Genomic DNA, 21666 nt, shown 5'->3' with positions numbered 1-21666 from the left:
AGTGCGTACGGAGGAAGCCATGGCCAACCCGCTGAAGAAGACGATGGTCTACCTGGGCCTCGCCGACGAGGAGCTGGAGTTCGAGGATCAGCCGCAGGAGCAGGCTCAGCACCAGCCCCGCCGCGAAGCCCCCGAGCGCACCCCGGCCGCGTCGCCGGTCCAGGCCGTCCCACACCCCGCTCCGGTCGCTCCCGCGGCCGGCCGCGCTCCGGTCACGCCGCTGCGCACGTCGAAAACCGCACGGAATGCATCGGTACAGGAAATGAACGAGATCCTCACGGTCCACCCCCGCCAGTACCGCGACGCCCAGGCGATCGCCGAGTCGTTCCGGGAGGGGATCCCGGTCATCATCAACCTCTCGCAGATGAGCGAGGGCGACGCCCGCCGCCTCATCGACTTCGCCAGCGGCCTCTCGCAGGGCCTCTACGGCAAGATCGAGCGGGTCACCCCCAAGGTCTTCCTCCTCTCGCCCAGCCACGTCGTCGTCTCCGGCGAGCACGGCGGGCAGGACGCGGAGGTCGACGCCTCCTTCTTCGCTCAGGCCTGACGGCCTCACGCAGCGCGCACGACACTCGAAAGCGCACCGGCTACCTCCCAGGGGAGCCGGTGCGCTTTCGTCCATACTGGGAGGGTGTTCGTCGTCTCGCTCATCGCGACTGTCCTCTATTACGCGCTGCTCATCTACTTCTTCGTGCTGTGGGCGCGCTTCGTCCTGGACCTCGTGCGCGTGTTCGCCCGTCAGTGGCGTCCGCGCGGCTTCGGCCTGGTGCTCGCCGAGTCGACGTACGTGGTGACCGATCCGCCCATCCGGTTCTTCCGCCGCATCATCCCTCGCCTGTCGATGGGGCCGATCGCGATCGACTTCGGGTGGAGCCTCACCATGCTCGTCGTGATCATCGGCTTGTACGTCACGCTGGGATTCCGCTGAGCGTCGTTCCCGTTTCCGCGGTGAGCCCCGTTGTATCGTGGATCAGCCGCGCTGAGACCGTGCGGTGAAGTGCGCGACCGACGCCCGTTTTGCTAGCGTTGGGTAACGCGATCCCGTACCAATTCACGATCGAAGGTGGCTTGCCATGGCGCTGACTCCGGAAGATGTAGTCAACAAGCGGTTCCAGCCGACGAAGTTCCGCGAGGGCTACGACCAGGACGAGGTCGACGACTTCCTCGACGAGGTCGTCGTCGAGCTGCGTCGCCTGAATCAGGAGAACGAAGAGCTCAAGCAGCGCCTCGTGGCCGCCGACTCGCGTATCGCGGAGCTGCAGCGCAGTGCCGGCCAGGGCGGCGCAGCCCCGGCCGCGGCCCCGCACAGGCGGACAACGCCGAGACCGAGCGCCTGCAGCGCGAGAACGAGGAGCTGAAGCAGCGCCTCGCCCAGGCCCAGCAGGAGGCCGCTCAGGCCAAGCAGCAGGCCGAGCAGTCGAAGCAGGCGGCCCCCGCCTACCAGGCGCCGGCCGACGACGCCAACGACCCCAACGCCACCAACAACCTCCTGCAGCTGGCCCGCCGCCTGCACGAGGAGCACGTGCGCGAGGGCGTCGAGAAGCGCGACCAGCTCATCGCCGAGGGTCACGCCACCGCCGCCCGCATCGTCGCCGAGGCGGAGTCGAAGCAGCGTGCCCAGATCAGCGCCCTCGACCAGGAGCGCAGCGGCCTCGAGCGCCGCATCGACGAGCTCCGCTCGTTCGAGCGCGACTACCGCAAGGGCCTCAAGTCGTACATCGAGAGCCAGCTCCGCGACCTCGACGCGCCCGTCCAGGGCAGCGGGCAGAACGCGGGCGCACGCTCTGCCGCTCCCGTGAGCGCGGGTGGCGGCGTGCCGGCACCGGTGTCGGCCGGCGGCTCGGACGACTCCAGCAACTCGGGTCAGACCTCGACCTTCCCCGGCTTTGGAGGCTAGTCCTTCCCGGCCCAAGGTCAGCTTCAGGGCCTTGGCGGTCCTGGCGGTGGTCGCGCTCTGCGTGTACCTCATCGACCAGATCGCCAAGGTCCTGGTCGTGTCGAACCTCTTCGAGGGCCAGCAGATCGAGGTCCTGGGTCAGCTTCTCCAGTTCCACTTCGTCAAGAACGCCGGAGCGGCCTTCTCGATCGGCAGCGGGTCCACGTGGATCTTCTCCATCGTCGGTGTCGGCGTGCTCGGGTTCGTCATCTGGTACGCGCCACGGATCCGGTCGACGGCCTGGGCCGTCCTGTTCGGGCTGCTGCTCGGCGGGCTGCTCGGCAACCTGACCGACCGGCTGTTCCGAGCGCCGGGCTTCGGCGTCGGCCACGTGGTCGACTTCCTGCAGATCCCGCTGCTTCCGGCGATCTTCAACCTCGCCGACGTGGCCATCGTGTCGAGCATGGTGCTCTTCCTCATCCTGACCCTGCGCGGGATCGGGCTGGACGGGCGGCGGGCGCGCGATGATGACGAAGAGACCGAGGCCGAGGACGTGGCCGCCGACGAGCCGACGACCACGGACACCACGAACGACAAGCCGCAGGGCTAGATGGAATCGCGCAGCTTCCCCATCCCGGACGGGCTGGAGGGCTCACGCGTCGACGCGGGCCTGGCCAAGCTCCTCGGCTTCTCCCGCAGTTTCGCGGCCGAGATCGCCGAGGCGGGCGGGGTCACCGTGGACGGGCGCGAAGCGGGCAAGTCCGACCGCCTGACGGCCGGCTCCTGGCTCGAGGTGTCGTGGCAGCCGAAGTCCGACGTCGAGATCGTCCCGATCGCCGTGCCGGAGCTGACCATCGTGCATGACGACGACGACATCGTGGTGATCGACAAGCCCGTCGGCGTCGCCGCGCATCCCTCCGTCGGCTGGGAGGGTCCGACCGTGCTCGGGGCTCTCGCCGCGGCGGGCTTCCGCATCTCGACGTCCGGCGCCGCCGAGCGCGCGGGCATCGTGCACCGGCTGGACGCCGGCACCAGCGGCCTCATGGTGGTCGCCAAGTCCGAGCGCGCGTACACGGCGCTCAAGCGCGCCTTCCACGACCGCACGGTGGAGAAGATCTACCACGCGGTCGTCCAGGGCCACCCCGACCCGTTGACCGGAACGATCGACGCGCCGATCGGGCGCCATCCCCGGTCGGACTGGAAGTTCGCGGTCGTGGCGGGCGGCAAGCCGTCGGTGACGCACTACGAGACGATCGAGGCGTTCCCGTCCGCGAGCCTGCTCGAGATCCACCTGGAGACGGGCCGAACGCACCAGATCCGCGTCCACATGGCGGCGCAGCGGCACCCCTGCGTGGGCGACGCGATGTACGGCGCCGACCCCGTGCTGAGCGCGAAACTGGGGCTGACCAGGCAGTGGCTGCACGCCGTCCAGCTGGCGTTCGAGCACCCGGCGACGGGGAGTGGGTCACCTTCACGACGACCTACCCGGACGACCTTCAACACGCCCTGGACGTGCTCCGCGATTCGTAAAAAGGACGTCGGTGGAGGGCCTTAGGCTTAGATCGATGTCCGACTCCTTCGTCCACCTCCACGTCCACTCCGAGTACTCGATGCTCGACGGCGCGGCGCGCGTCAAACCGCTGATCGAGTCGGCGGTCGCGCAGGGGATGCCGGGTGTCGCGGTCACCGACCACGGCAACATGTTCGGCGCGTTCGACTTCTGGCGCACCGCGACCGACGCCGGCATCAAGCCCATCATCGGCACCGAGGCCTACCTCACGCCGGGCACGCACCGCACCGACAAGACGCGCATCCGCTGGGGCGACGGCGGGGGCGACGACGTATCGGGCTCCGGCGCGTACACGCATATGACGATGCTCGCGGCCACCACCGAGGGCATGCACAACCTCTTCCGGCTGTCGTCGTACGCGTCGATGGAGGGCTACTACTTCAAACCGCGCATGGACCGCGAGCTGCTGAGCAGATACTCCAAGGGCATCATCGCGACCACGGGATGCCCGTCCGGCGAGGTGCAGACGCGCCTGCGATTGGGTCAGTACGAGGCCGCCCGGGCCGCCGCGGCCGACTTCCGCGACATCTTCGGCAAGGAGAACTTCTTCGCCGAGATCATGGACCACGGGCTCGGCATCGAGCGCCGGATCATGTCCGACCTCATCCGGCTGGCGAAAGACCTCGGCCTGCCGCTGGTCGCGACCAACGACCTCCACTACACCCACGCGGAAGACGCGAAGAGCCACGCGGCTCTGCTGTGCGTGCAGTCCGGCTCGACCCTCGACGACCCCAACCGCTTCAAGTTCGATGCCGACGAGTTCTACCTCAAGACGCCCGAGCAGATGCGGCAGCTGTTCCGCGACTACCCGGAGGCCTGCGACAACACGCTCGCCATCGCCGAGCGCTGCGATGTGCAGTTCGACACCGCCGCGAACTACATGCCGCGGTTCCCGGTGCCCGAGGGCGAGACCGAGCAGACGTGGTTCGTCAAGGAGGTCGAGAAGGGCCTCGAGCAGCGCTACCCGAACGGCATCACCCCCGAGGTGCGCAAGCAGGCCGACTACGAGATCGGCGTCATCTCGCAGATGGGCTTCCCGGGCTACTTCCTCGTCGTCGCCGACTTCATCAACTGGTCGAAGCGCAACGGCATCCGCGTCGGACCGGGCCGTGGTTCCGGCGCGGGCTCGATGGCCGCGTATGCGATGCGGATCACCGACCTCGACCCGCTGCAGCACGGCCTCATCTTCGAGCGGTTCCTCAACCCGGACCGCGTCTCCATGCCCGACTTCGACGTCGACTTCGATGACCGCCGCCGCGGCGAGGTCATCAAGTACGTGACCGAGAAGTACGGCTCGGAGCGCGTTGCGCAGATCGTCACCTACGGCACCATCAAGGCCAAGCAGGCGCTGAAGGACTCCGGCCGCGTGCTCGGCTTCCCCTTCTCCATGGGGGAGAAGCTGACCAAGGCGATGCCGCCGCCCGTCATGGGCAAGGACATCCCGCTCACCGGGATCTTCGACAAGAATCACCCGCGCTACAAAGAGGCCGTCGACATCCGCGCGGTCGTCGAGACCGACCCGGAGGCCAAGACCGTCTTCGACACGGCGCTCGGGCTCGAGAACCTGAAGCGCCAGTGGGGCGTGCACGCGGCGGGCGTCATCATGTCGTCCGACCCGCTGATCGACATCATCCCGATCATGAAGCGGGAGCAGGACGGCCAGATCGTCACCCAGTTCGACTATCCGGCCGCCGAGTCGCTGGGCCTGATCAAGATGGACTTCCTGGGGCTCCGCAACCTCACCATCATCAACGACGCGCTCGACAACATCCGCGACAACCGGGGCGAAGAGCTCGTGCTCGAAGACCTCGAGCTCGACGACCGGCCCGCCTACGAACTCCTGTCGCGTGGCGACACTCTGGGCGTATTCCAGCTCGACGGCGGCCCGATGCGGTCCCTGCTGCGGCTCATGAAGCCGGACAACTTCGAGGACATCTCGGCCCTCATCGCGCTGTACCGGCCGGGCCCGATGGGCGCGAACTCGCACACCAACTACGCACTCCGCAAGAACGGCCTCCAGGAGATCACGCCGATCCACCCGGAGCTCGCAGAGCCGCTGGCGGACATCCTCTCCACCAGCTACGGCCTCATCATCTACCAGGAGCAGGTGATGGCGATCGCGCAGAAGGTCGCCGGCTTCTCGCTCGGCCAAGCAGACATCCTGCGCCGCGCGATGGGCAAGAAGAAGAAGTCCGAGCTGGACAAGCAGTTCGAGGGCTTCTCGCAGGGCATGCAGGCCAACGGCTACTCGATGGACGCGGTCAACAAGCTGTGGGAGATCCTGCTCCCGTTCTCCGACTACGCGTTCAACAAAGCGCACTCGGCCGCGTACGGCGTCATCTCGTACTGGACCGCGTACCTCAAGGCGCACTACCCGGCGGAGTACATGGCCGCGCTGCTCACCAGCGTCGGCGACTCCAAGGACAAGATGGCGCTCTACCTCAACGAGTGCCGCCGCATGGGCATCAAGGTGCTCCCGCCGGACGTCAACGAGTCGAACCTCTACTTCGCCGCGGTCGGTGAGGACATCCGCTTCGGCATGGGCGCCGTCCGCAACGTCGGCGCGAACGTCGTCGAGGGCGTCCGCGAGGCGCGCGAGAGCAAGGGCCGCTTCGAGTCCTTCCACGACTTCCTGAACAAGGTGCCGATCCACGCCGCCAACAAGCGGACCGTGGAGTCGCTGATCAAGGCCGGCGCGTTCGACTCGCTCGGTCACACCCGCCGCGCGCTCGTCGAGGTGCACGAGGACGCCGTCGAGTCGGCGGTCAAGATCAAGCGCAACGAGGCGAACGGCGACGTCGGGTTCGACTTCGACAGCCTCTGGGGCGAAGACGAAGCGGCGCAGACGCAGCACCACATCCCGAACCGGCCGGAGTGGGCCAAGCGCGACAAGCTTGCGTTCGAGCGAGACATGCTGGGGCTGTACGTGTCCGACCATCCACTCGCCGGCCTCGAGCTGCAGCTGGCGAAGCTGGCGAGCACCGGCATCGCCGAGCTCGTCGGGTCGGAGAACATCCAGGACGGCGAGACGGTCACCATCGCGGGCCTCGTGACGAGCGTGCAGCACCGCGTGGCGAAGGCGTCCGGCAACCAGTACGGAATGATCCAGGTCGAGGACTTCGGCGGCGAGCTGACCGTGATGTTCATGGGCAAGGCGTACCAGGAGTACTCGGCGCAGCTGCAGGGCGATTCGATCGTCGTCGTCCGCGGCCGGGTGAGCCTGCGCGACGACGGGATGAACCTGCACGCGTTCTCGCTCATGACGCCCGACCTCGGCCAGGTCGACGACACCGCGACCCTGATGATCACCATGCCGGACCAGCGGGCGACGACCGACACCGTGATGTCGCTCAGCGAGGTCCTGGCGCGGCATCCCGGCGAGAGCGAGGTGCGGCTGCGGCTCGTGAAGGGCCAGGTCGCGCGCGTCTTCGAGGTGCCCAAGCCGGTGAAGGTGAGCGCCGACCTGTACGGCGAGCTGAAGGGGCTGCTCGGGCCGAACTGCCTGGTGTAGACGGCTGGGCGAGCCGGCTCAGACCGGGGTGCCCGGCCGCCAGTAGGTGCGCTCGTGGTAGACGAGCGGGGCGTCGTCCTCCCCGAGGGCGCCCTGCTCGATCTGCACCACGACCACGGCGCTGTTGTGCACCTGCACGCGCTCGATGATGCGTCCGACCATCCACGCGGTCGTGTCCTTGATCACGGGGAGGCCGTGCGGTCCGCGGTACCAGTGGTCGCCGACGAACCGCGTCTGGTTGTCGCCCGACAGGATCTGGGCGACCTCGCGGTTGCGCACCCCGAGCGTGTGGATGACGACCCGGTCCGTCTCGGCGATGGCCGGCCAGCTCGACGCCGACAGCGCCATGTTGAACGTCGCCAGTGGCGGGACCGCTGCGAGCGACGCCAGCGAGGTGGCCGTGAACCCGACGGGTGTGCCGTCCTCGCGCTGGGCGGTGATGATGGCGACGCCGGCCGCGTGCCGCCGGAAGGTCTGACGGAACGCCGCGAGGTCGGGGGTGGCGTCGGTGACCGTGCCGTCGGTGGGGTCGGGGGATGCGCTGTTCATACTGTGGGTACAAGCTCCAGTCGGGCTGGAAGATTCCGGGCGGGTAGGCTTGATGGGCCATGATCCAGACCATCGATCTCCGCGGTGTCCAGCCTACTCGTGCCGCGTTCCAGCGCCTCGTGCCCCGTCCCGTCGTAGATGTGCAGGTCGCCTTGAGCGTCGCCTCCGACCTGATCGCCGATGTGCGGGAGCGCGGGGTCGAGGCTCTGCGCGAGCAGGCCGACCGGTTCGACGGCGGCGCTCCGGCGTCGCTCCGCGTGCCGCAGGCGGAGATCGACGCCGCCGCGGAGGCGCTGCCCGCCGACGTCCGCGAGGCCCTGGAGGAGGCGATCGCGCGCGTGCGCGAGGCGACCGCCGCGCAGGTCCCCCGCCGGCCGAGACCGTCATCCGTCCGGGCGCCAGCATCGTGCAGCGCTGGGAGCCGGTCGAGCGCGCCGGGCTGTACGTGCCCGGCGGCAAGGCCGTGTACCCGTCGAGCGTCGTGATGAACGCCGTGCCCGCGCAGGTCGCAGGTGTCGCGTCCGTCGCCCTGGTCAGCCCGCCCCAGCGGGAGTTCGGGGGAGCGGTCCACCCGGTCATCCTGGGCGCCGCGGGCCTGCTGGGCATCGACGAGGTCTACGCGATGGGAGGCGCCGGCGCGATCGGCGCGCTCGCGTACGGCGTCGAGGAGCTGGGTCTCGACCCGGTGCAGGTCATCACCGGTCCGGGCAACATCTACGTCGCGGCCGCGAAGCGCGTGGTCCGCGGGCAGACGGGCATCGACTCCGAGGCGGGCACGACCGAGATCCTGGTGATCGCCGACGAGACCGCCGACGCGTCCTACGTCGCCGCGGACCTGGTGAGCCAGGCCGAGCACGACGAGGCCGCCGCCTCCCTCCTCGTCACGGACAGCCCGGCGTTCGCGGACCGGGTGGTCGCCGAGCTCGGGCGCCTCGCCGACGCGACCAAGCACGCCGAGCGCGTCCGCACGGCGCTGGGTGGTCCGCAGTCCGCGGTCGTCCTCGTCGACGACCTCGCCGCAGCCGCCGCGTTCAGCAACGCGTACGGACCGGAACACCTCGAAGTCCAGACGGCCGACCCGGATGCGCTGCTCGCGTCCATCCACAACGCCGGCGCCATCTTCCTGGGACCCACCTCGCCGGTCAGCCTCGGCGACTACCTGGCGGGGTCGAATCACGTGCTGCCGACAGGCGGTCAGGCGCGGTTCTCGCCGGGCCTGGGCGCGTACTCGTTCCTGCGCCCGCAGCAGGTGGTCCGCTACGACCGCGAGGCGCTGCAGGAGGTTGCCGACCGCATCGTCGCGCTCTCGACCGCGGAGGACCTTCCCGCCCACGGCGAAGCGGTCACTCAGCGGTTCCGCACCCGGTGAGCGATAGAATTCCACCATGTTCTGCCCCTTCTGCCGCCACCCGGACTCCCGTGTCATCGACTCGCGGACGAGTGACGACGGGCTCTCCATCCGCCGTCGCCGGCAGTGCCCGGAGTGCGGCCGTCGCTTCTCGACCACCGAGACCGCGAGTCTCAGCGTGATCAAGCGCAGCGGCGTCGCGGAGCCGTTCAGCCGAGAGAAGATCGTGCTCGGCGTGCGCAAGGCGTGCCAGGGCCGCCCGGTGACCGACTCCGACCTCGCCGTGCTGGCGGGCAAGGTCGAAGAGACGATCCGGTCGACGGGCGCCTCGCAGATCGAGGCCAACGACATCGGCCTCGCCATCCTGCCGGAGCTGCGGGAGCTCGACGAGGTCGCCTACCTGCGGTTCGCCAGCGTCTACCAGGCGTTCGACTCCCTCGACGACTTCGAGGAGGCCATCCGCTCGCTGCGCGTGGCGCACGCGGAGCCGGTCGCGGCGGAGTAGCGCGAGCCGATATTCTCGACTCGGCATGTATCGCGCACTCTTCGACCTCGTCCTCTCCCGCCTCGACCCCGAGCGGGCCCATCACCTCGCGTTCGTGGTGATCCGCGCCCTCCCGGCCGTCGGCCTCGGGGGCCTGGCCCGGCGCTTCACCGCGCCCGACCCGTCCCTCGGTGTGGAGGCCCTGGGGCTGCGGTTCGACTCGCCGTTCGGCGTCGCCGCCGGGTTCGACAAGGACGGTGACGGTGTGCTGGGCCTCGGCGCGCTCGGCTTCGGCCACGTGGAGGTCGGCACGATCACCGCGCGCCCTCAGCCGGGCAACGACAAGCCGCGGCTGTTCCGCCTCATCCCCGACCGTGCGGTCATCAACCGGATGGGATTCAACAACCACGGCGCCGGAGCTGCCGCCAACCGGCTGCTGCGGGTCCGCCGCGCCCGGACGCGTCCCGTGCTGGGCGTCAACATCGGCAAGTCGCGCGTCGTCGCCGTCGAGGACGCCACCGCCGACTACCTGACCAGCGCGCGTGCTCTCGCCCCGGTGGCCGACTACCTCGTCGTCAACGTCAGCTCGCCGAACACCCCTGGGCTCCGCGGCCTCCAGGAGCTCGAACTCCTCTCCCCGCTGCTGACCGCCGTCAAGGAGGTCGCCGGGGAGACCCCGCTGCTCGTGAAGATCGCGCCCGACCTCACCGACGAGCAGGTGGAGCGCATCGCGCGCCTCGCCGTCGAGCTCGGCCTCGCCGGCATCATCGCGACCAACACGACGATCTCCCGTGACGGCCTGACCACCGACCCGGCGGTCGTCGAAGCGGCCGGTGCCGGGGGCCTGAGCGGTGCGCCGCTCGCCGCCCGCTCGCTGGAGGTGCTGCGCCTCATCCGCGCGGTCGTCCCCGCCGAGCTGTGCGTCATCTCGGTCGGCGGCGTCGAGACCGCGGAGGACGTGCAGGAGCGGCTGGAGGCCGGTGCCACGCTGGTGCAGGGCTACACGGCGTTCCTCTACCGCGGACCGCTGTGGGCGCGGCAGATCAACCGCGGGCTGCTACGCCTCCGGCGTTCCCTGGTGGAAGCGTAGGCGCCAACGCCCCGAGCTGCGCACCCAGAGCGAGCTGCGCAGGGTCGCCCCGCGCGCATCCGTCGTCCGGGCGGTGAGCAGCAGCGCCTCCCCGCCAACGCGGTCGACAGCCAGCACCTCGAGGTCCACGACGAGGGCGTCCTCGTCGGCGAGCTCGGAGACGATGGCGTCGCGGCCCCAGAGGCGGCCCGAGCGGCCGATCTCCTCGAAGGACGGATGCAGCAGCTCGGCGAGGCGGGACGCGTCGGACCGGACGGCCGGCTCGAGCAGTTCGCGCTCCAGGCGGGCGACCACCTGCTCGTCGGTCTCCGCAGCGTCCAGGCCGTCGAAGAGGTCGAACTCGAGGGCGGCGTCGGCGGGAGGAGCGGATGCGGACGCGGACGCAGCGGCCGAGGGAGCGGACTCCGCCGCTTCCACCTCTACAGCCGCTTCCGGCTCCACTGCCGGCGCCGTCCCTCCCCACCCGGGTCCGATCGGGATCGGATCGCCCTTCTGGTACGCCGTGGCCACCGCGCGCGCACGTTCGTCGGCGGCCTCGTTGAGCTCATGCCCGGCATGGCCCTTGACCCACTCGAACCGGTACTGACGCCCGACAAGCCCGCGGTCCAGGCGCTCCAGCAGCTCGCGGTTGAGCACGGGTGCGCCGTCAGCCTTGCGCCAGCCCTTGCGCTTCCAGCCGGGCATCCACTTGGTCACCGCGTTGATGACGTACTGGCTGTCGCAGAAGATGTGGAGGTCGTTGTCCTCCAGGTGCGCCGTCGCCTCCAGGAGGTCGATGACGGCCATGAGCTCGCCCTGGTTATTCGTTCCGTGCGGCCAGCCGCCCGCGGACCAGTGGTCGTCGTCGACGTACCAGGCCCAGCCGGCCGGGCCGGGGTTGCCGAGGGCGGAGCCGTCGGCCGCTGCGACGATCGTCACGTCAGCTCGGGTACTGGCCGCGCTTGACCTGCGGCTTGGGCAGGCGCATGATCCGCAGCTGCAGGGCGCGCATCGCGCCGTACCAGCGCAGGCCGCGCTCCACCTTCGTCTTGCCGAACTTGTCGCCGACGCGGCGCTGGATCAGGAACCCGAGCACGAAGCAGTCGATGACCGCGATGAGGAAGAAGCCCCACAGCGCGAACAGGCCGTAGACCTGCAGCACCGGCGACGGCAGGAACGTCAGCACGATGACGATGAGCATCACGGGGATGAGGAATTCGCCGATCGAGAAACGCGCATCCACGTAGTCGCGCACGTAGCGGCGCTGCGGGCCGCGGTCGCGGGCGGTCAAATAGCGGTCGTCGCCGGCGGCCATGCCGACACGGGCCTTCTCGCGCGCCTCCGCCTGCTTCGCACGAGCGGCGCGTGCCGCCTCCTTGCGGTCGGTCGGGACGAGCGGGCGCTTGCGGGCGGCCTCCTGCTCGCGGCGGGAGGGCGTCGGGGCGCCCTTGCCCTGCTTCAGCCGGGCGGCCGTCTCTTCGGGGGTCTCGACTGCGGGCGTCTCCGCCTCGGCCGGATTCTGTCGCTTTGCCAACTTCGCGCCTTCGATTCTGGGGTCCGCTTAACATTATCCGCATGACAGACAGCCAGCAGACCCCCGATCCGATCAGCTCCGGATCGTCCGACCCGGCCGAGCAGACGGTTCGCACCGCGGTGGACCGCGGGATGCCCTCCGCCGTCGCCGACCTCTCGCAGCTCGTGCGCATCCCGTCGGTGTCGTGGTCGGCGTTCGACCCGGCCAACGTCCGCCGGAGCGCCGAGGCCGTGGCCGCCCTCGTGAGCGACACCGGGATGTTCGACTCGGTCGAGATCAAGCAGGCGCCGATCGCGGACGGCGAAACCCTCGGTCAGCCCGCGGTGCTCGCGACGCGCGCCGCGCGCAACGGGCGCCCCACCGTGCTGCTGTACGCGCACCACGACGTGCAGCCGGAGGGCGACGAAGCGCTCTGGGAGACGCCGCCGTTCGAGCCGACCGTGCGCGGCGACCGCCTGTACGGCCGCGGCTCCGCCGACGACAAGGCGGGCGTCATGGCGCACGTCGCGTCCGTCCGCGCCCTGCGCGACACGTTCGGCGACGACCTCGACCTCGGCCTCGCCGTGTTCATCGAGGGGAGGAGGAGTTCGGCTCCCGCTCGTTCGCTCACTTCCTGGAGCAGAACAAGGAGGCGCTGGCCGCCGATCTCATCGTCGTGGCCGACTCCGACAACGTCGACGTGAACACCCCGGCCCTCACCGTCTCGCTGCGGGGCAACGTCACCTTCAAGCTCACCGTCTCGACGCTGGAGCACGCGTCCCACTCCGGCATGTACGGCGGCGCGGCCCCGGACGCCATGCTCGCCATGGTCAAGCTGCTCGCGACCCTGCACGACGAGAAGGGGTCGGTGGCCGTCGAGGGTCTGACCTCCTACACCGACGCCGCCGAGCCGCCCGCGTTCAGCGAGGAGGAGCTGGCGAAGGACGCCGCGTTCATCGACGGTGTGACCAGCATCGGCACCGGCCCCGTCCTGTCCCGGATGTGGTCGCAGCCGACCATCACCGTCACCGGCATCGACGCACCCACCGTCGCCAACGCGTCCAACACCCTGCTGCCGAGCGTCGCGGTGCGCGTCAGCTCACGCGTCGCGCCCGGTCAGCCGGCGCGCGAGGCGTACGAGGCGCTGGAGCGGCACCTGCGTGCCCACGCGCCGTTCGGAGCGCACATCACGATCGAGGACGTGGACCTCGGCGACCCGTTCCTCGTCGACACCGCCGGGTGGGCGGCGACCGAGGCGAAGCGCGCCATGACGGACGCGTGGGGGAAGGAGGCGGTCGAGACCGGCATCGGCGGGTCCATCCCGTTCATCGCCGACCTCGTCCGCGAGTTCCCGGAGGCGCAGATCCTCGTCACCGGCGTGGAGGACCCCGACACGCGGGCGCACAGCCCGAACGAGTCGCTGCACCTCGGCGTGTTCAAGCGGGCGATCCTCGCCGAAGCGCTTCCTGCTTGCGCGACTGAACGGGCGCGAGGCATCCTGAGTCAATTCCCACCGGGAAGTCGTAGAATCGACGCAGATTTCGTTCCGGAGTCAGAAACATCCTTCCGAAGGAGCCCCATGACCGACACAACGCTGACCGCGACCAAGGCCCACGGCGTCGGCCTGACCGACACCGCGGCCTCCAAGGTCAAGAGCCTGCTCGAGCAGGAGGGCCGCGACGACCTGCGTCTGCGCGTCGCCGTCCAGCCCGGTGGATGCTCGGGTCTGATCTACCAGCTGTACTTCGACGAGCGCATGCTCGACGGAGACGCGACCGTCGACTTCGACGGGGTGGAGGTCATCGTCGACAAGATGAGCGTCCCGTACCTCGACGGTGCGACGATCGACTTCGAGGACACCATCCAGAAGCAGGGTTTCACCATCGACAACCCCAACGCCACCGGCTCCTGCGCGTGCGGAGACTCCTTCCACTGAGCGCTCCATAGCACAGGAAAAGACATCGGGCCGCCCCTCGTGGGGCGGCCCTTTTGTTCGGATCAGGGTGTCAGTCGGAGTAGGGTAGACACAGCCACATACAGTTGCATGTGAACTGTCCCAGTAGTCACTCGAAAGGTCACCGGTGCGTCACAATCGCCGTCTCCGATGGGCTGCCATCCCGATCGCCGCGACACTCGTCGTAGCGCTCGCGGGCTGCACTCAGGCCCAGCTGCACGGATTCCTCCCGGGCTTCGTCGAGGGTGAACCGCCCGTCACGAACCACACCGAGCGCATCAGCGGCCTGTGGGTGACCAGCTGGATCGTCCTCCTCATCGTCGGCATCGTCGTGTGGGGCCTGATCCTGTGGGCGGTCATCGTCTACCGCCGCCGCAAGGGCCAGACCGGCCTCCCGGTGCAGCTGCGCTACAACATGCCGATCGAGATCTTCTACACGATCGTGCCGCTCATCCTGGTGCTCGGCTTCTTCGCCTTCACCGCCCGCGACCAGGCCGCCATCGAGCAGCCGTACGCGAACCCGGACGTCAAGATCCAGGTGTACGCCAAGCAGTGGGCGTGGGACTTCAACTACGTCACCGACAACGTCTACGACCCGGGCATCCAGGTCCAGCCGGACGACAACAGCGCCACCCCTGGCTCGGTCCAGGAGGGCGAGGTCCCGACGCTGTACCTGCCCGAGAACAAGAAGATCACCATCCAGCTCGACTCGCGCGATGTGATCCACTCGTTCTGGGTGCCGGCGATGCTCTACAAGAAGGACGTCATCCCGGGCAAGACCAACTACATGTACTTCGAGACGACGGACCGCACCGGTACGTTCGTCGGCAAGTGCGCCGAGCTCTGCGGTGAGTACCACTCCGCGATGCTCTTCAACGTCAAGATCGTGTCGCAGGCCGACTACGACGCGCACATCCAGAAGCTGAAGGACCAGGGTTACGAGGGCCAGCTGGGCTCCGAGTACGACCGCAACCAGAATCTGCCGGGCCGGGGAACCCCTTCGGGTCCCCAGGGCGGCAACGAGTAGGACGCACTGATGACGACGACAGCACCGGCACCGGGGGCCACAACCGCCCCGAAGCCCACGCCCTCGTTCGTGTCCGCCAACGGCGTGGCGCGCAAGGGCAACATCCTCGTGAACTACATCACGTCGACCGACCACAAGACGATCGGGTACATGTACCTGATCTCGTCGTTCGTGTACTTCCTGATCGGCGGCGTGATGGCGTTGATCATCCGCGCCCAGCTGTTCGAGCCGGGCCTGCAGGTCGTGCAGACGAAGGAGCAGTACAACCAGCTCTTCACGATGCACGGCACGATCATGCTGCTCATGTTCGCGACGCCGCTCTTCGCGGGCTTCGCGAACGTGCTCATGCCGCTGCAGATCGGCGCCCCTGACGTCGCCTTCCCGCGACTGAACGCGCTGGCGTACTGGTTCTACTCGTTCGGCTCGCTGATCGCGGTCGCCGGCTTCCTCACCCCGCAGGGTGCGGCCTCGTTCGGATGGTTCGCCTACGCGCCGCTGTCGAGTACGACGTTCTCACCAGGCATAGGTGGAAACCTCTGGGTGCTGGGCCTCGGCCTCTCGGGCTTCGGCACCATCCTCGGCGCCGTGAACTTCATCACGACGATCATCACCATGCGCGCGCCGGGCATGACCATGTTCCGCATGCCGATCTTCACCTGGAACACCCTGGTGACCTCGATCCTCGTGCTGATGGCCTTCCCGGTCCTCGCTGCGGCGCTCTTCGCCCTGGCGGCCGACCGCGTGTTCGACGCGCACATCTACGACGCCGCCAACGGCGGAGCTCTGCTCTGGCAGCACCTGTTCTGGTTCTTCGGCCATCCCGAGGTGTACATCATCGCGCTGCCGTTCTTCGGCATCGTGTCCGAGATCTTCCCGGTGTTCAGCCGCAAGCCGATCTTCGGATACAAGACCCTGATCTACGCGACGATCGCCATCGCGGCCCTGTCCGTCACCGTGTGGGCGCACCACATGTACGTGACCGGCTCGGTGCTGCTCCCGTGGTTCTCGCTGATGACGATGCTCATCGCGGTCCCCACCGGTGTGAAGATCTTCAACTGGGTCGGCACGATGTGGCGCGGCTCGCTGACGTTCGAGTCGCCGATGCTGTGGTCGATCGGCTTCCTGATCACCTTCACCTTCGGTGGTCTGACCGGCGTCATCCTGGCGTCGCCGCCGCTCGACTTCCACGTGTCCGACACGTACTTCGTCGTCGCCCACTTCCACTACGTGGTGTTCGGCACCGTCGTCTTCGCGATGTTCGCCGGCTTCTACTTCTGGTGGCCGAAGTGGACGGGCAAGATGCTCAACGACCGGCTGGGCAAGTGGCACTTCTGGCTGCTGTTCATCGGCTTCCACACGACGTTCCTCATCCAGCACTGGCTGGGCGTCGTGGGCATGCCGCGCCGGTACGCCACGTACCTGCCGTCGGACGGCTTCACCTGGATGAACCAGGTCTCGTCGATCGGCGCCGGCATCCTGGCGATCTCGATGATCCCGTTCTTCGTGAACGTGTACCTGACCGCGCGCAACGCGCCGAAGGTCACGGTCAACGACCCGTGGGGCTACGGACGCTCGCTCGAGTGGGCGACCAGCTGCCCGCCGCCGCGCCACAACTTCACGTCGATCCCGCGTATCCGTTCGGAGTCGCCGGCGTTCGACCTGAACCACCCGGAGGCCGGCATCCCGATCGGCATCGGCCCGGCGAAGGACGCCCCCGACGCCCCCGTCCACGACGTCGCGAACGACGAGGTGAAGTAGCACATGCGCGCCAATGCCATCCTCTTCTGGATCCTGTCGATCTTCTTCGTCCTGTCGGCGATCGTCTACACGCTGTGGAACCTGGCCGACTCCTTCCACCGGAACGTCGAGTGGGTAGGCACCGTGGGCATGCTGCTCGCGGCCGTCCTGTCCGCGTTCATCGCGTTCTACGTGGGCCGCTCGCACGCCTCGCAGGGCGGTGAGCTCCCGGAGGACCGTCTCGACGCCAACATCGACGACGGCGACCCCGAGCTCGGACACTTCAGCCCGTGGAGCTGGTGGCCGATCGCCCTGGCGTTCGGTGCCGGTCTGGTCATCCTCGGCCTCGCCGTCGGCATTTGGATCTGCTACATCGGCGTCGCCTTCAGCCTCGTCTGCATCGTCGGCTGGGTCTACGAGTACTACCGCGGCTACTTCGCCCGGTAACCACCCGCATCCGCACGAGGGCTGTCTCCCGCAGGGGAGGCGGCCCTCGTCGTCTGCGCGCGCATGCGGCTGTCGGCCTGATGACGCGCCCCGTCGCCGCGCACTCGCGGCCTGGCGCGATCCATGGGACGAAACCCGCCGCTAAGCCGCCCTGGCAAGGGCGTGTCGCGTCCCACGGATGCAATGCGGCCGCCGCCAGCCTCATCTACTGGACCCAACACGCCGCTTCGCACGCCGGCATAACGGCATGTTAGGACCAGCAGATGCCTGCCAAGACGTCTGCTTGACGCAACACATGGTGTCGCCGTGCGTACGGCGCGTCGGGCACCAATGGATGGCCGCGAAGTCTTCTGCTTGACGCATCACGCCGAGACGCAGGGCCTCCCAAGGCGTGTTGCGTCAACTGGGCGGCGGACACTGTGTTTCGCACACCGGGGCCTGGCCGCACGACCGGGCGACCGCCCGTCCCGCCGCCGTCGCGGCGGCGATCGCCGGCGCGTGAGAGCCCGCTCCGCCCCGGCGGCATGGCCGCGGCGGGGACCCGTGCGCGGCCGGCGCGCGCCGCCGCCGTCGCGCCGGCGATCGCCGGCGCGTCAGAGCCCGCTCCGCCCCGGCGGCATGGCCGCGGCGCGGACCCGTGCGCGGCCGCCGTCCAGGCGTCGATCTATGAGTCGCAACACGCCGTTACGGCGGACGGGTAACGGCGTGTTGCGTCCCATGGATTCACTTCCGCCGCCGCCGACGTCGACTAGTGGCCGCAACACGCCGCTACGCGAGGCGGCACTACGGCGTGTTGGGACCAGTGGATGCGAGCCCTGACGTCTGCTTGACGCAACACGCCGGTGCGCGACAGCGACCAGCGGCGAGTCGCGTCAGCGAGACCGGCGTAGGTTGTGGCGCACCCGTTGCGCGCGGCCGCATGGCCGGGGCATGGTCATGGACGCGCATGGGGTCCCGCGTCAGCGGCGGGCCAAGGTCAGGACGTCGACGGAGACGCGGGTGGTGTCGACGTCGAGGTCGGGCGCCCCGTCGGCGGCCGCGTGGCGCGCGGACGGGCCCATGCCCACCAGAGACGTCCTCAGGTCGTCGGTGAGCGGCAGGTCGTAGGCGACGGGTTCGCGCGTCTGCAGGGCGTACAGGGGCTCCGCGGCGTGGATGACGTCGTCGGCCTTGTCGGAGGGGATATCGAGCATGGTGCCAGTCGCCCGCAGCGATGCGAGGTGGTCGGCGCGCGGGACGACGACCACGAGCAGACCGGCCGGGCGCAGGACGCGGTGGAACTCCGGCAGGTTCCGCGGGGCGAACACGTCGAGGACCGCGTCCACGAGGTCGGAGCGCACGGGGAGGGGACGCCAGGTGTCGGCCACCAGGCCGTCCACGCGCTCGGACGAGCGGACGGCGCGGGCGACGGCCTGCGGCGACAGGTCCATCGCCAGACCCGTCGCGTCTGGAGACCCGGCGAGGGCGCCCCGCAGGTAGTAGCCGGTGCCGGCCCCGGCATCCACGATGTGCGCGCCGGTGACCGCCGCCGCCACCGCTGCAGCGATGGGGGAGTAGGCGCCTCCCTCCAGCACCCGGTCGCGGGCGTCCAGCATCTCAGCGGTGTCGCCCAGGTGCTTGCTGCCGCCACCGAGGAGGGAGATGAAACCGCGCTTGTTGACGTCGTGGCGGTGGCCGTTCGCGCAGCCGAGGGTCAGGCGGTCGACCGGCTCGAGGTCCGCCGCGCAGACGGGGCAGCGCAGCCAGGCGGCGAGGCGAGGGAGGTCAAGCGGCACGGGAGTCGGCTTCCGGTCGGGGATACGCGGGGAACGCGAAAGCGCCGGCGCGATCGCTCGCGCCGGCGCTTGTCACGCGGGGTAGGTCAGTGCTCGCCGTGGCCCGACTCGAGCTCGCCGCGGGTCGGCGGCACGAGACGGTCCTCGAAGAACCAGCGGGAGAGGCCGGCGCGCATGCGGTTCGCAGCCGTGATCTTGCCGCGGCGGTTCGGGCGGAGCATCAGCGGCTCGTAGGTCTCGTACGAGACCAGGCGCCAGCGCTCGTAGTCGCTCAGCTGCTCGTGCACCTCGATGAACTCGCCACCGGGGAGCTTCACGATGCGGCCCGACTCGTAGCCGTGGAGGGCGATCGAGCGGTCCTTCTTCTGCAGCGCGATGCAGACGCGCTTGGTCACCACGTAGGCGACCAGCGGGCCGACGAACAGCAGCAGCTGCAGGGCGTGGATGACGCCCTCCATCGTCAGCTTGAAGTGCGTCGCCATGATGTCCGAGCTCGCCGCCGCCCAGAAGACCGCGTAGAACGTGACACCGGCAGCGCCGATGGCCGTGCGGGTCGGAGCGTTGCGCGGACGGTCCAGGATGTGGTGCTCGCGCTTGTCACCGGTCACCCACGCCTCGAGGAACGGGTACAGCATGACCGTGACGATGAACAGGCCGAGGATCGCCACCGGGATGATGATGTTGAACGACCAGGTGCGGTTCAGCCACACGAACTCCCAGCCCGGCGGGACGAGACGCAGAGCGCCGTCCGCGAAGCCGATGTACCAGTCCGGCTGCGTACCGGCGGACACGGGGGAGGGGTCGTACGGGCCGTAGTTCCAGATCGGGTTGATCGTGAAGAACGACGCGAGCAGCGCAACGACACCGAACACGATGAAGAAGAAGCCGCCGGCCTTCGCCGCGTACACCGGGAGGACCGGGTACCCGACGACGTTGCCCTGGGTGCGCCCCGGAGCCGCGTACTGCGTGTGCTTGTGGATGACCACGAACATCAGGTGCAGGGCGATGAACGCCACGACGAGCGCGGGCAGCAGCAGGATGTGCAGCGTGTAGAGGCGGCCGACGATCGCGGTGCCCGGGAACTCGCCGCCGAAGAGGAGGAACGAGATCCAGGTGCCGACCACCGGCAGGCCCTTGATCAGGCCGTCGATGATGCGGAGGCCGTTGCCCGAGAGCAGGTCGTCCGGCAGCGAGTAGCCGGTGAAGCCCTCGCCCATCGCGAGGATGAAGAGGACGAAGCCGATGACCCAGTTCAGCTCACGCGGCTTGCGGAACGCGCCGGTGAAGAAGATACGGAGCATGTGCAGGCCGATGGCCGCCACGAACAGCAGCGCCGCCCAGTGGTGGATCTGCCGGACGAGCAGGCCGCCGCGGATCTCGAACGAGATGTTCAGCGTCGACTGCATGGCCGACGACATCTCGATGCCCTTCAGCGGGACGTACGAGCCGTGGTAGACCACCTCGGCCATGGACGCCTGGAAGAAGAACGTGAGGAACGTGCCCGACAGCAGGATGACGATGAAGCTGTAGAGCGCGACCTCACCGAGGAGGAAGGACCAGTGGTCGGGGAAGATCTTGCGACCGAACTCCTTGACGGCGCCCGAGATGCTGGTGCGGTCCTCGAGATAGTTCGAGGCAGCCGCCACGAATCCGCCCTTCTGCGGGGCGGGAGACTGTGCCGCAGGCCGTGCGGCGGTGGTGGTGCTCAATGGCGCTCCCAGAAACTCGGGCCGACGGGCTCGTGGAAGTCGCTCTGGGCGACCAGATAGCCATCGGCGTCGACGGTGATCGGCAGCTGCGGCAGCGGCCGCTTCGCCGGTCCGAAGATGACCTGCGCTTCGTGCGTGATGTCGAACTGCGACTGGTGGCACGGGCAGAGCAGGTGGTGCGTCTGCTGCTCGTAGAGCGCCACGGGGCACCCGACGTGCGTGCAGATCTTGGAGTAGGCGACGATGCCGTCGTAGTTCCAGTTCTCACGGCCCTTGGAGACGTGGAGGTCTTCGGGCTTGAGGCGCATGAGCAGCACGGCGGCCTTCGCCTTCTGCTCGAGCATGTCCTCGGCCTCGTTCAGGCCCTCGGGGATCACGTGGAACGCGCTGCCGAGGGTGACGTCGGAGGCCTTGATGGGCGTGCCGGTTGGGTCGCGGGTCAGGCGGACGCCCTTGGCCCACATGGTCTGCGAAAGGGCCTCCACCGGGTCGACGTTCTGCGGCGCGAGACCGCGGAACAGGACGACGGCGGGGAGCGGGAAGACGACGAGCGCGCCGATCAGGCTGTTGCGCACCAGGGTGCGGCGGCTGAAGCCGGACTCCTCGTCGGCCTGGCGGAAGATCTCCGCCGCGCGCTCGGTGGTCGCCTCGCTGCCGCGCACGGGGTGGCGGAGGTCGACGCCCTCCTTCTCGTGCATGAGCGCCTTGCCCCAATGGACCGCGCCGATGCCGATGGCCAGCAGCGCGAGCGCGCTGCCGATGCCGATGAAGAGGTTGTTGAGGCGGACCGAGCCCGGGTCGCCGTCGACGATCGGGAACGCCATGTAAGCGGCGATGGCCCAGACCGAGCCCGCGATCGACAGGTAGAAGAGCGTGTAGACGGTGCGCTCGGCGCGCCGTTCCTTCTTCGGGTCGAGGTCGGTGACGCGCGGACGGTGCGGCGGGAACCCGGGGTTCTCGACGGCGTCGCGGATCACCACCGCGGTACCGGGGTTGCCGGTCCGGTGCTCCTCAGACGGACGGGCGGGCGTGAGCTCGTGCCCGCCGTTGTCGTCCTGTGCCATTGCTCTCCTTCTTACGCTGTGTTCGTACCTGAG

At 69.0% G+C, this 21666-nt stretch carries 18 protein-coding genes and 3 pseudogenes; 15 read left to right on the top strand and 6 right to left on the bottom strand.

The genetic code is table 11. The features are described 5' to 3' along the window. Window positions 1-19: 19 nt before the first annotated feature. The 7 genes and pseudogenes from ACRAWB_RS18570 (at window position 20) to dnaE (ending at window position 6957) form a co-directional block, all read left to right on the top strand. Complete coding sequence (locus tag ACRAWB_RS18570; protein ID WP_363806202.1) at window positions 20-547, top strand: cell division protein SepF; 528 nt, start codon at window positions 20-22, stop codon at window positions 545-547. Between the two features lie 84 nt (window positions 548-631). Further along, window positions 632-928: a YggT family protein gene (locus tag ACRAWB_RS18565; RefSeq protein ID WP_064109309.1), complete on the top strand. Its 297-nt coding sequence runs from the start codon at window positions 632-634 to the stop codon at window positions 926-928. Window positions 929-1073: 145 nt separating this feature from the next. Further along, entirely contained in the window at window positions 1074-1358 is a 285-nt protein-coding gene (locus ACRAWB_RS18560; RefSeq protein WP_431354695.1) for a DivIVA domain-containing protein, read from the top strand. A 164-nt stretch (window positions 1359-1522) separates the two neighbouring features. Further along, on the top strand, window positions 1523-1897 hold the full coding sequence (locus ACRAWB_RS18555) for a hypothetical protein (protein ID WP_431354694.1): 375 nt from the start codon (window positions 1523-1525) through the stop codon (window positions 1895-1897). Between the two features lie 31 nt (window positions 1898-1928). Beyond that, the gene (gene lspA, locus ACRAWB_RS18550; RefSeq protein WP_431354693.1) at window positions 1929-2486 is read left to right on the top strand and encodes a signal peptidase II; all 558 of its coding nucleotides are present in this window, start codon (window positions 1929-1931) and stop codon (window positions 2484-2486) included. Further along, window positions 2487-3406: pseudogene (locus tag ACRAWB_RS18545) on the top strand (RluA family pseudouridine synthase). Window positions 3407-3441: 35 nt separating this feature from the next. Then, a complete protein-coding gene (gene dnaE / locus ACRAWB_RS18540; RefSeq protein WP_431354692.1) occupies window positions 3442-6957 on the top strand; it encodes a DNA polymerase III subunit alpha in 3516 nt (1171 codons plus the stop codon). An 18-nt stretch (window positions 6958-6975) separates the two neighbouring features. Here the strand turns inward: dnaE and ACRAWB_RS18535 are convergent, their stop codons facing one another. Beyond that, complete coding sequence (locus tag ACRAWB_RS18535; protein ID WP_431354691.1) at window positions 6976-7506, bottom strand: flavin reductase family protein; 531 nt, start codon at window positions 7504-7506, stop codon at window positions 6976-6978. 59 nt (window positions 7507-7565) lie between these two features. Here ACRAWB_RS18535 and hisD point away from each other — a divergent pair. The 3 genes and pseudogenes from hisD to ACRAWB_RS18520 all read left to right on the top strand — a co-directional run bounded on the left by hisD (window position 7566) and on the right by ACRAWB_RS18520 (window position 10428). Beyond that, window positions 7566-8875, top strand: a pseudogene (gene hisD / locus ACRAWB_RS18530) (histidinol dehydrogenase). Window positions 8876-8891: 16 nt separating this feature from the next. After that, the gene (gene nrdR, locus ACRAWB_RS18525) at window positions 8892-9359 is read left to right on the top strand and encodes a transcriptional regulator NrdR (RefSeq protein ID WP_064109302.1); all 468 of its coding nucleotides are present in this window, start codon (window positions 8892-8894) and stop codon (window positions 9357-9359) included. A 25-nt stretch (window positions 9360-9384) separates the two neighbouring features. Next, complete coding sequence (locus ACRAWB_RS18520) at window positions 9385-10428, top strand: quinone-dependent dihydroorotate dehydrogenase (protein WP_431354690.1); 1044 nt, start codon at window positions 9385-9387, stop codon at window positions 10426-10428. Here the strand turns inward: ACRAWB_RS18520 and ACRAWB_RS18515 are convergent. Both ACRAWB_RS18515 and ACRAWB_RS18510 read right to left on the bottom strand, forming a co-directional pair. Beyond that, window positions 10396-11346 carry an RNase H family protein gene (locus ACRAWB_RS18515; protein WP_431354689.1) on the bottom strand — a complete coding sequence of 317 codons (951 nt, stop codon included), beginning with the start codon at window positions 11344-11346 and terminating at the stop codon, window positions 10396-10398. The genes ACRAWB_RS18520 and ACRAWB_RS18515 overlap by 33 nt on opposite strands. 1 nt (window position 11347) lies before the next feature. Further along, window positions 11348-11941 carry a DUF3043 domain-containing protein gene (locus ACRAWB_RS18510; protein ID WP_431354688.1) on the bottom strand — a complete coding sequence of 198 codons (594 nt, stop codon included), beginning with the start codon at window positions 11939-11941 and terminating at the stop codon, window positions 11348-11350. Between the two features lie 41 nt (window positions 11942-11982). Here ACRAWB_RS18510 and ACRAWB_RS18505 point away from each other — a divergent pair. The 5 genes and pseudogenes from ACRAWB_RS18505 to ACRAWB_RS18485 all read left to right on the top strand — a co-directional run bounded on the left by ACRAWB_RS18505 (window position 11983) and on the right by ACRAWB_RS18485 (window position 17085). Next, window positions 11983-13422: pseudogene (locus ACRAWB_RS18505) on the top strand (dipeptidase). 77 nt (window positions 13423-13499) lie between these two features. Beyond that, window positions 13500-13856, top strand: coding sequence for an iron-sulfur cluster insertion protein ErpA (gene erpA, locus ACRAWB_RS18500; RefSeq protein WP_064109297.1), 357 nt, complete (start codon window positions 13500-13502; stop codon window positions 13854-13856). Between the two features lie 145 nt (window positions 13857-14001). Continuing rightward, window positions 14002-14901 carry an aa3-type cytochrome oxidase subunit II gene (ctaC, locus tag ACRAWB_RS18495; protein ID WP_431354687.1) on the top strand — a complete coding sequence of 300 codons (900 nt, stop codon included), beginning with the start codon at window positions 14002-14004 and terminating at the stop codon, window positions 14899-14901. A 9-nt stretch (window positions 14902-14910) separates the two neighbouring features. Further along, window positions 14911-16659 (top strand): aa3-type cytochrome oxidase subunit I, encoded by a 1749-nt coding sequence (gene ctaD / locus ACRAWB_RS18490; RefSeq protein WP_064109295.1) that lies wholly within the window; start codon window positions 14911-14913, stop codon window positions 16657-16659. 3 nt (window positions 16660-16662) lie between these two features. Continuing rightward, entirely contained in the window at window positions 16663-17085 is a 423-nt protein-coding gene (locus ACRAWB_RS18485; RefSeq protein WP_431354686.1) for a cytochrome c oxidase subunit 4, read from the top strand. A 959-nt stretch (window positions 17086-18044) separates the two neighbouring features. Here ACRAWB_RS18485 and ACRAWB_RS18480 read toward each other — a convergent pair. The 3 genes from ACRAWB_RS18480 to qcrA form a co-directional block, all read right to left on the bottom strand. Next, a complete protein-coding gene (locus ACRAWB_RS18480; protein WP_431354685.1) occupies window positions 18045-18860 on the bottom strand; it encodes a putative RNA methyltransferase in 816 nt (271 codons plus the stop codon). Between the two features lie 86 nt (window positions 18861-18946). Next, on the bottom strand, window positions 18947-20569 hold the full coding sequence (gene qcrB / locus ACRAWB_RS18475; protein ID WP_431354684.1) for a cytochrome bc1 complex cytochrome b subunit: 1623 nt from the start codon (window positions 20567-20569) through the stop codon (window positions 18947-18949). Next, the gene (gene qcrA / locus ACRAWB_RS18470) at window positions 20566-21633 is read right to left on the bottom strand and encodes a cytochrome bc1 complex Rieske iron-sulfur subunit (RefSeq protein ID WP_431354683.1); all 1068 of its coding nucleotides are present in this window, start codon (window positions 21631-21633) and stop codon (window positions 20566-20568) included. Before qcrA ends, qcrB begins: the two co-directional genes overlap by 4 nt. Between the last annotated feature and the right edge of the window lie 33 nt (window positions 21634-21666).

Origin of the sequence: Leifsonia poae (assembly GCF_050632865.1) — a bacterium.
GTDB classification, from domain to species: Bacteria; Actinomycetota; Actinomycetes; order Actinomycetales; family Microbacteriaceae; genus Leifsonia; species Leifsonia poae_B.
This window is presented reverse-complemented; position numbering and strand designations above follow the sequence as displayed.

Coding starts and splice junctions, on each gene's coding strand:
- ACRAWB_RS18570 (WP_363806202.1), top strand. CDS start 20: ATGGCCAACCCGCTGAAGAAGACGATGGTCTACCTGGGCCTCGCCGAC.
- ACRAWB_RS18560 (WP_431354695.1), top strand. CDS start 1,074: ATGGCGCTGACTCCGGAAGATGTAGTCAACAAGCGGTTCCAGCCGACG.
- dnaE (WP_431354692.1), top strand. CDS start 3,442: ATGTCCGACTCCTTCGTCCACCTCCACGTCCACTCCGAGTACTCGATG.
- ACRAWB_RS18535 (WP_431354691.1), bottom strand. CDS start 7,506: ATGAACAGCGCATCCCCCGACCCCACCGACGGCACGGTCACCGACGCC.
- nrdR (WP_064109302.1), top strand. CDS start 8,892: ATGTTCTGCCCCTTCTGCCGCCACCCGGACTCCCGTGTCATCGACTCG.
- ACRAWB_RS18520 (WP_431354690.1), top strand. CDS start 9,385: ATGTATCGCGCACTCTTCGACCTCGTCCTCTCCCGCCTCGACCCCGAG.
- erpA (WP_064109297.1), top strand. CDS start 13,500: ATGACCGACACAACGCTGACCGCGACCAAGGCCCACGGCGTCGGCCTG.
- ctaD (WP_064109295.1), top strand. CDS start 14,911: ATGACGACGACAGCACCGGCACCGGGGGCCACAACCGCCCCGAAGCCC.
- ACRAWB_RS18485 (WP_431354686.1), top strand. CDS start 16,663: ATGCGCGCCAATGCCATCCTCTTCTGGATCCTGTCGATCTTCTTCGTC.
- qcrA (WP_431354683.1), bottom strand. CDS start 21,633: ATGGCACAGGACGACAACGGCGGGCACGAGCTCACGCCCGCCCGTCCG.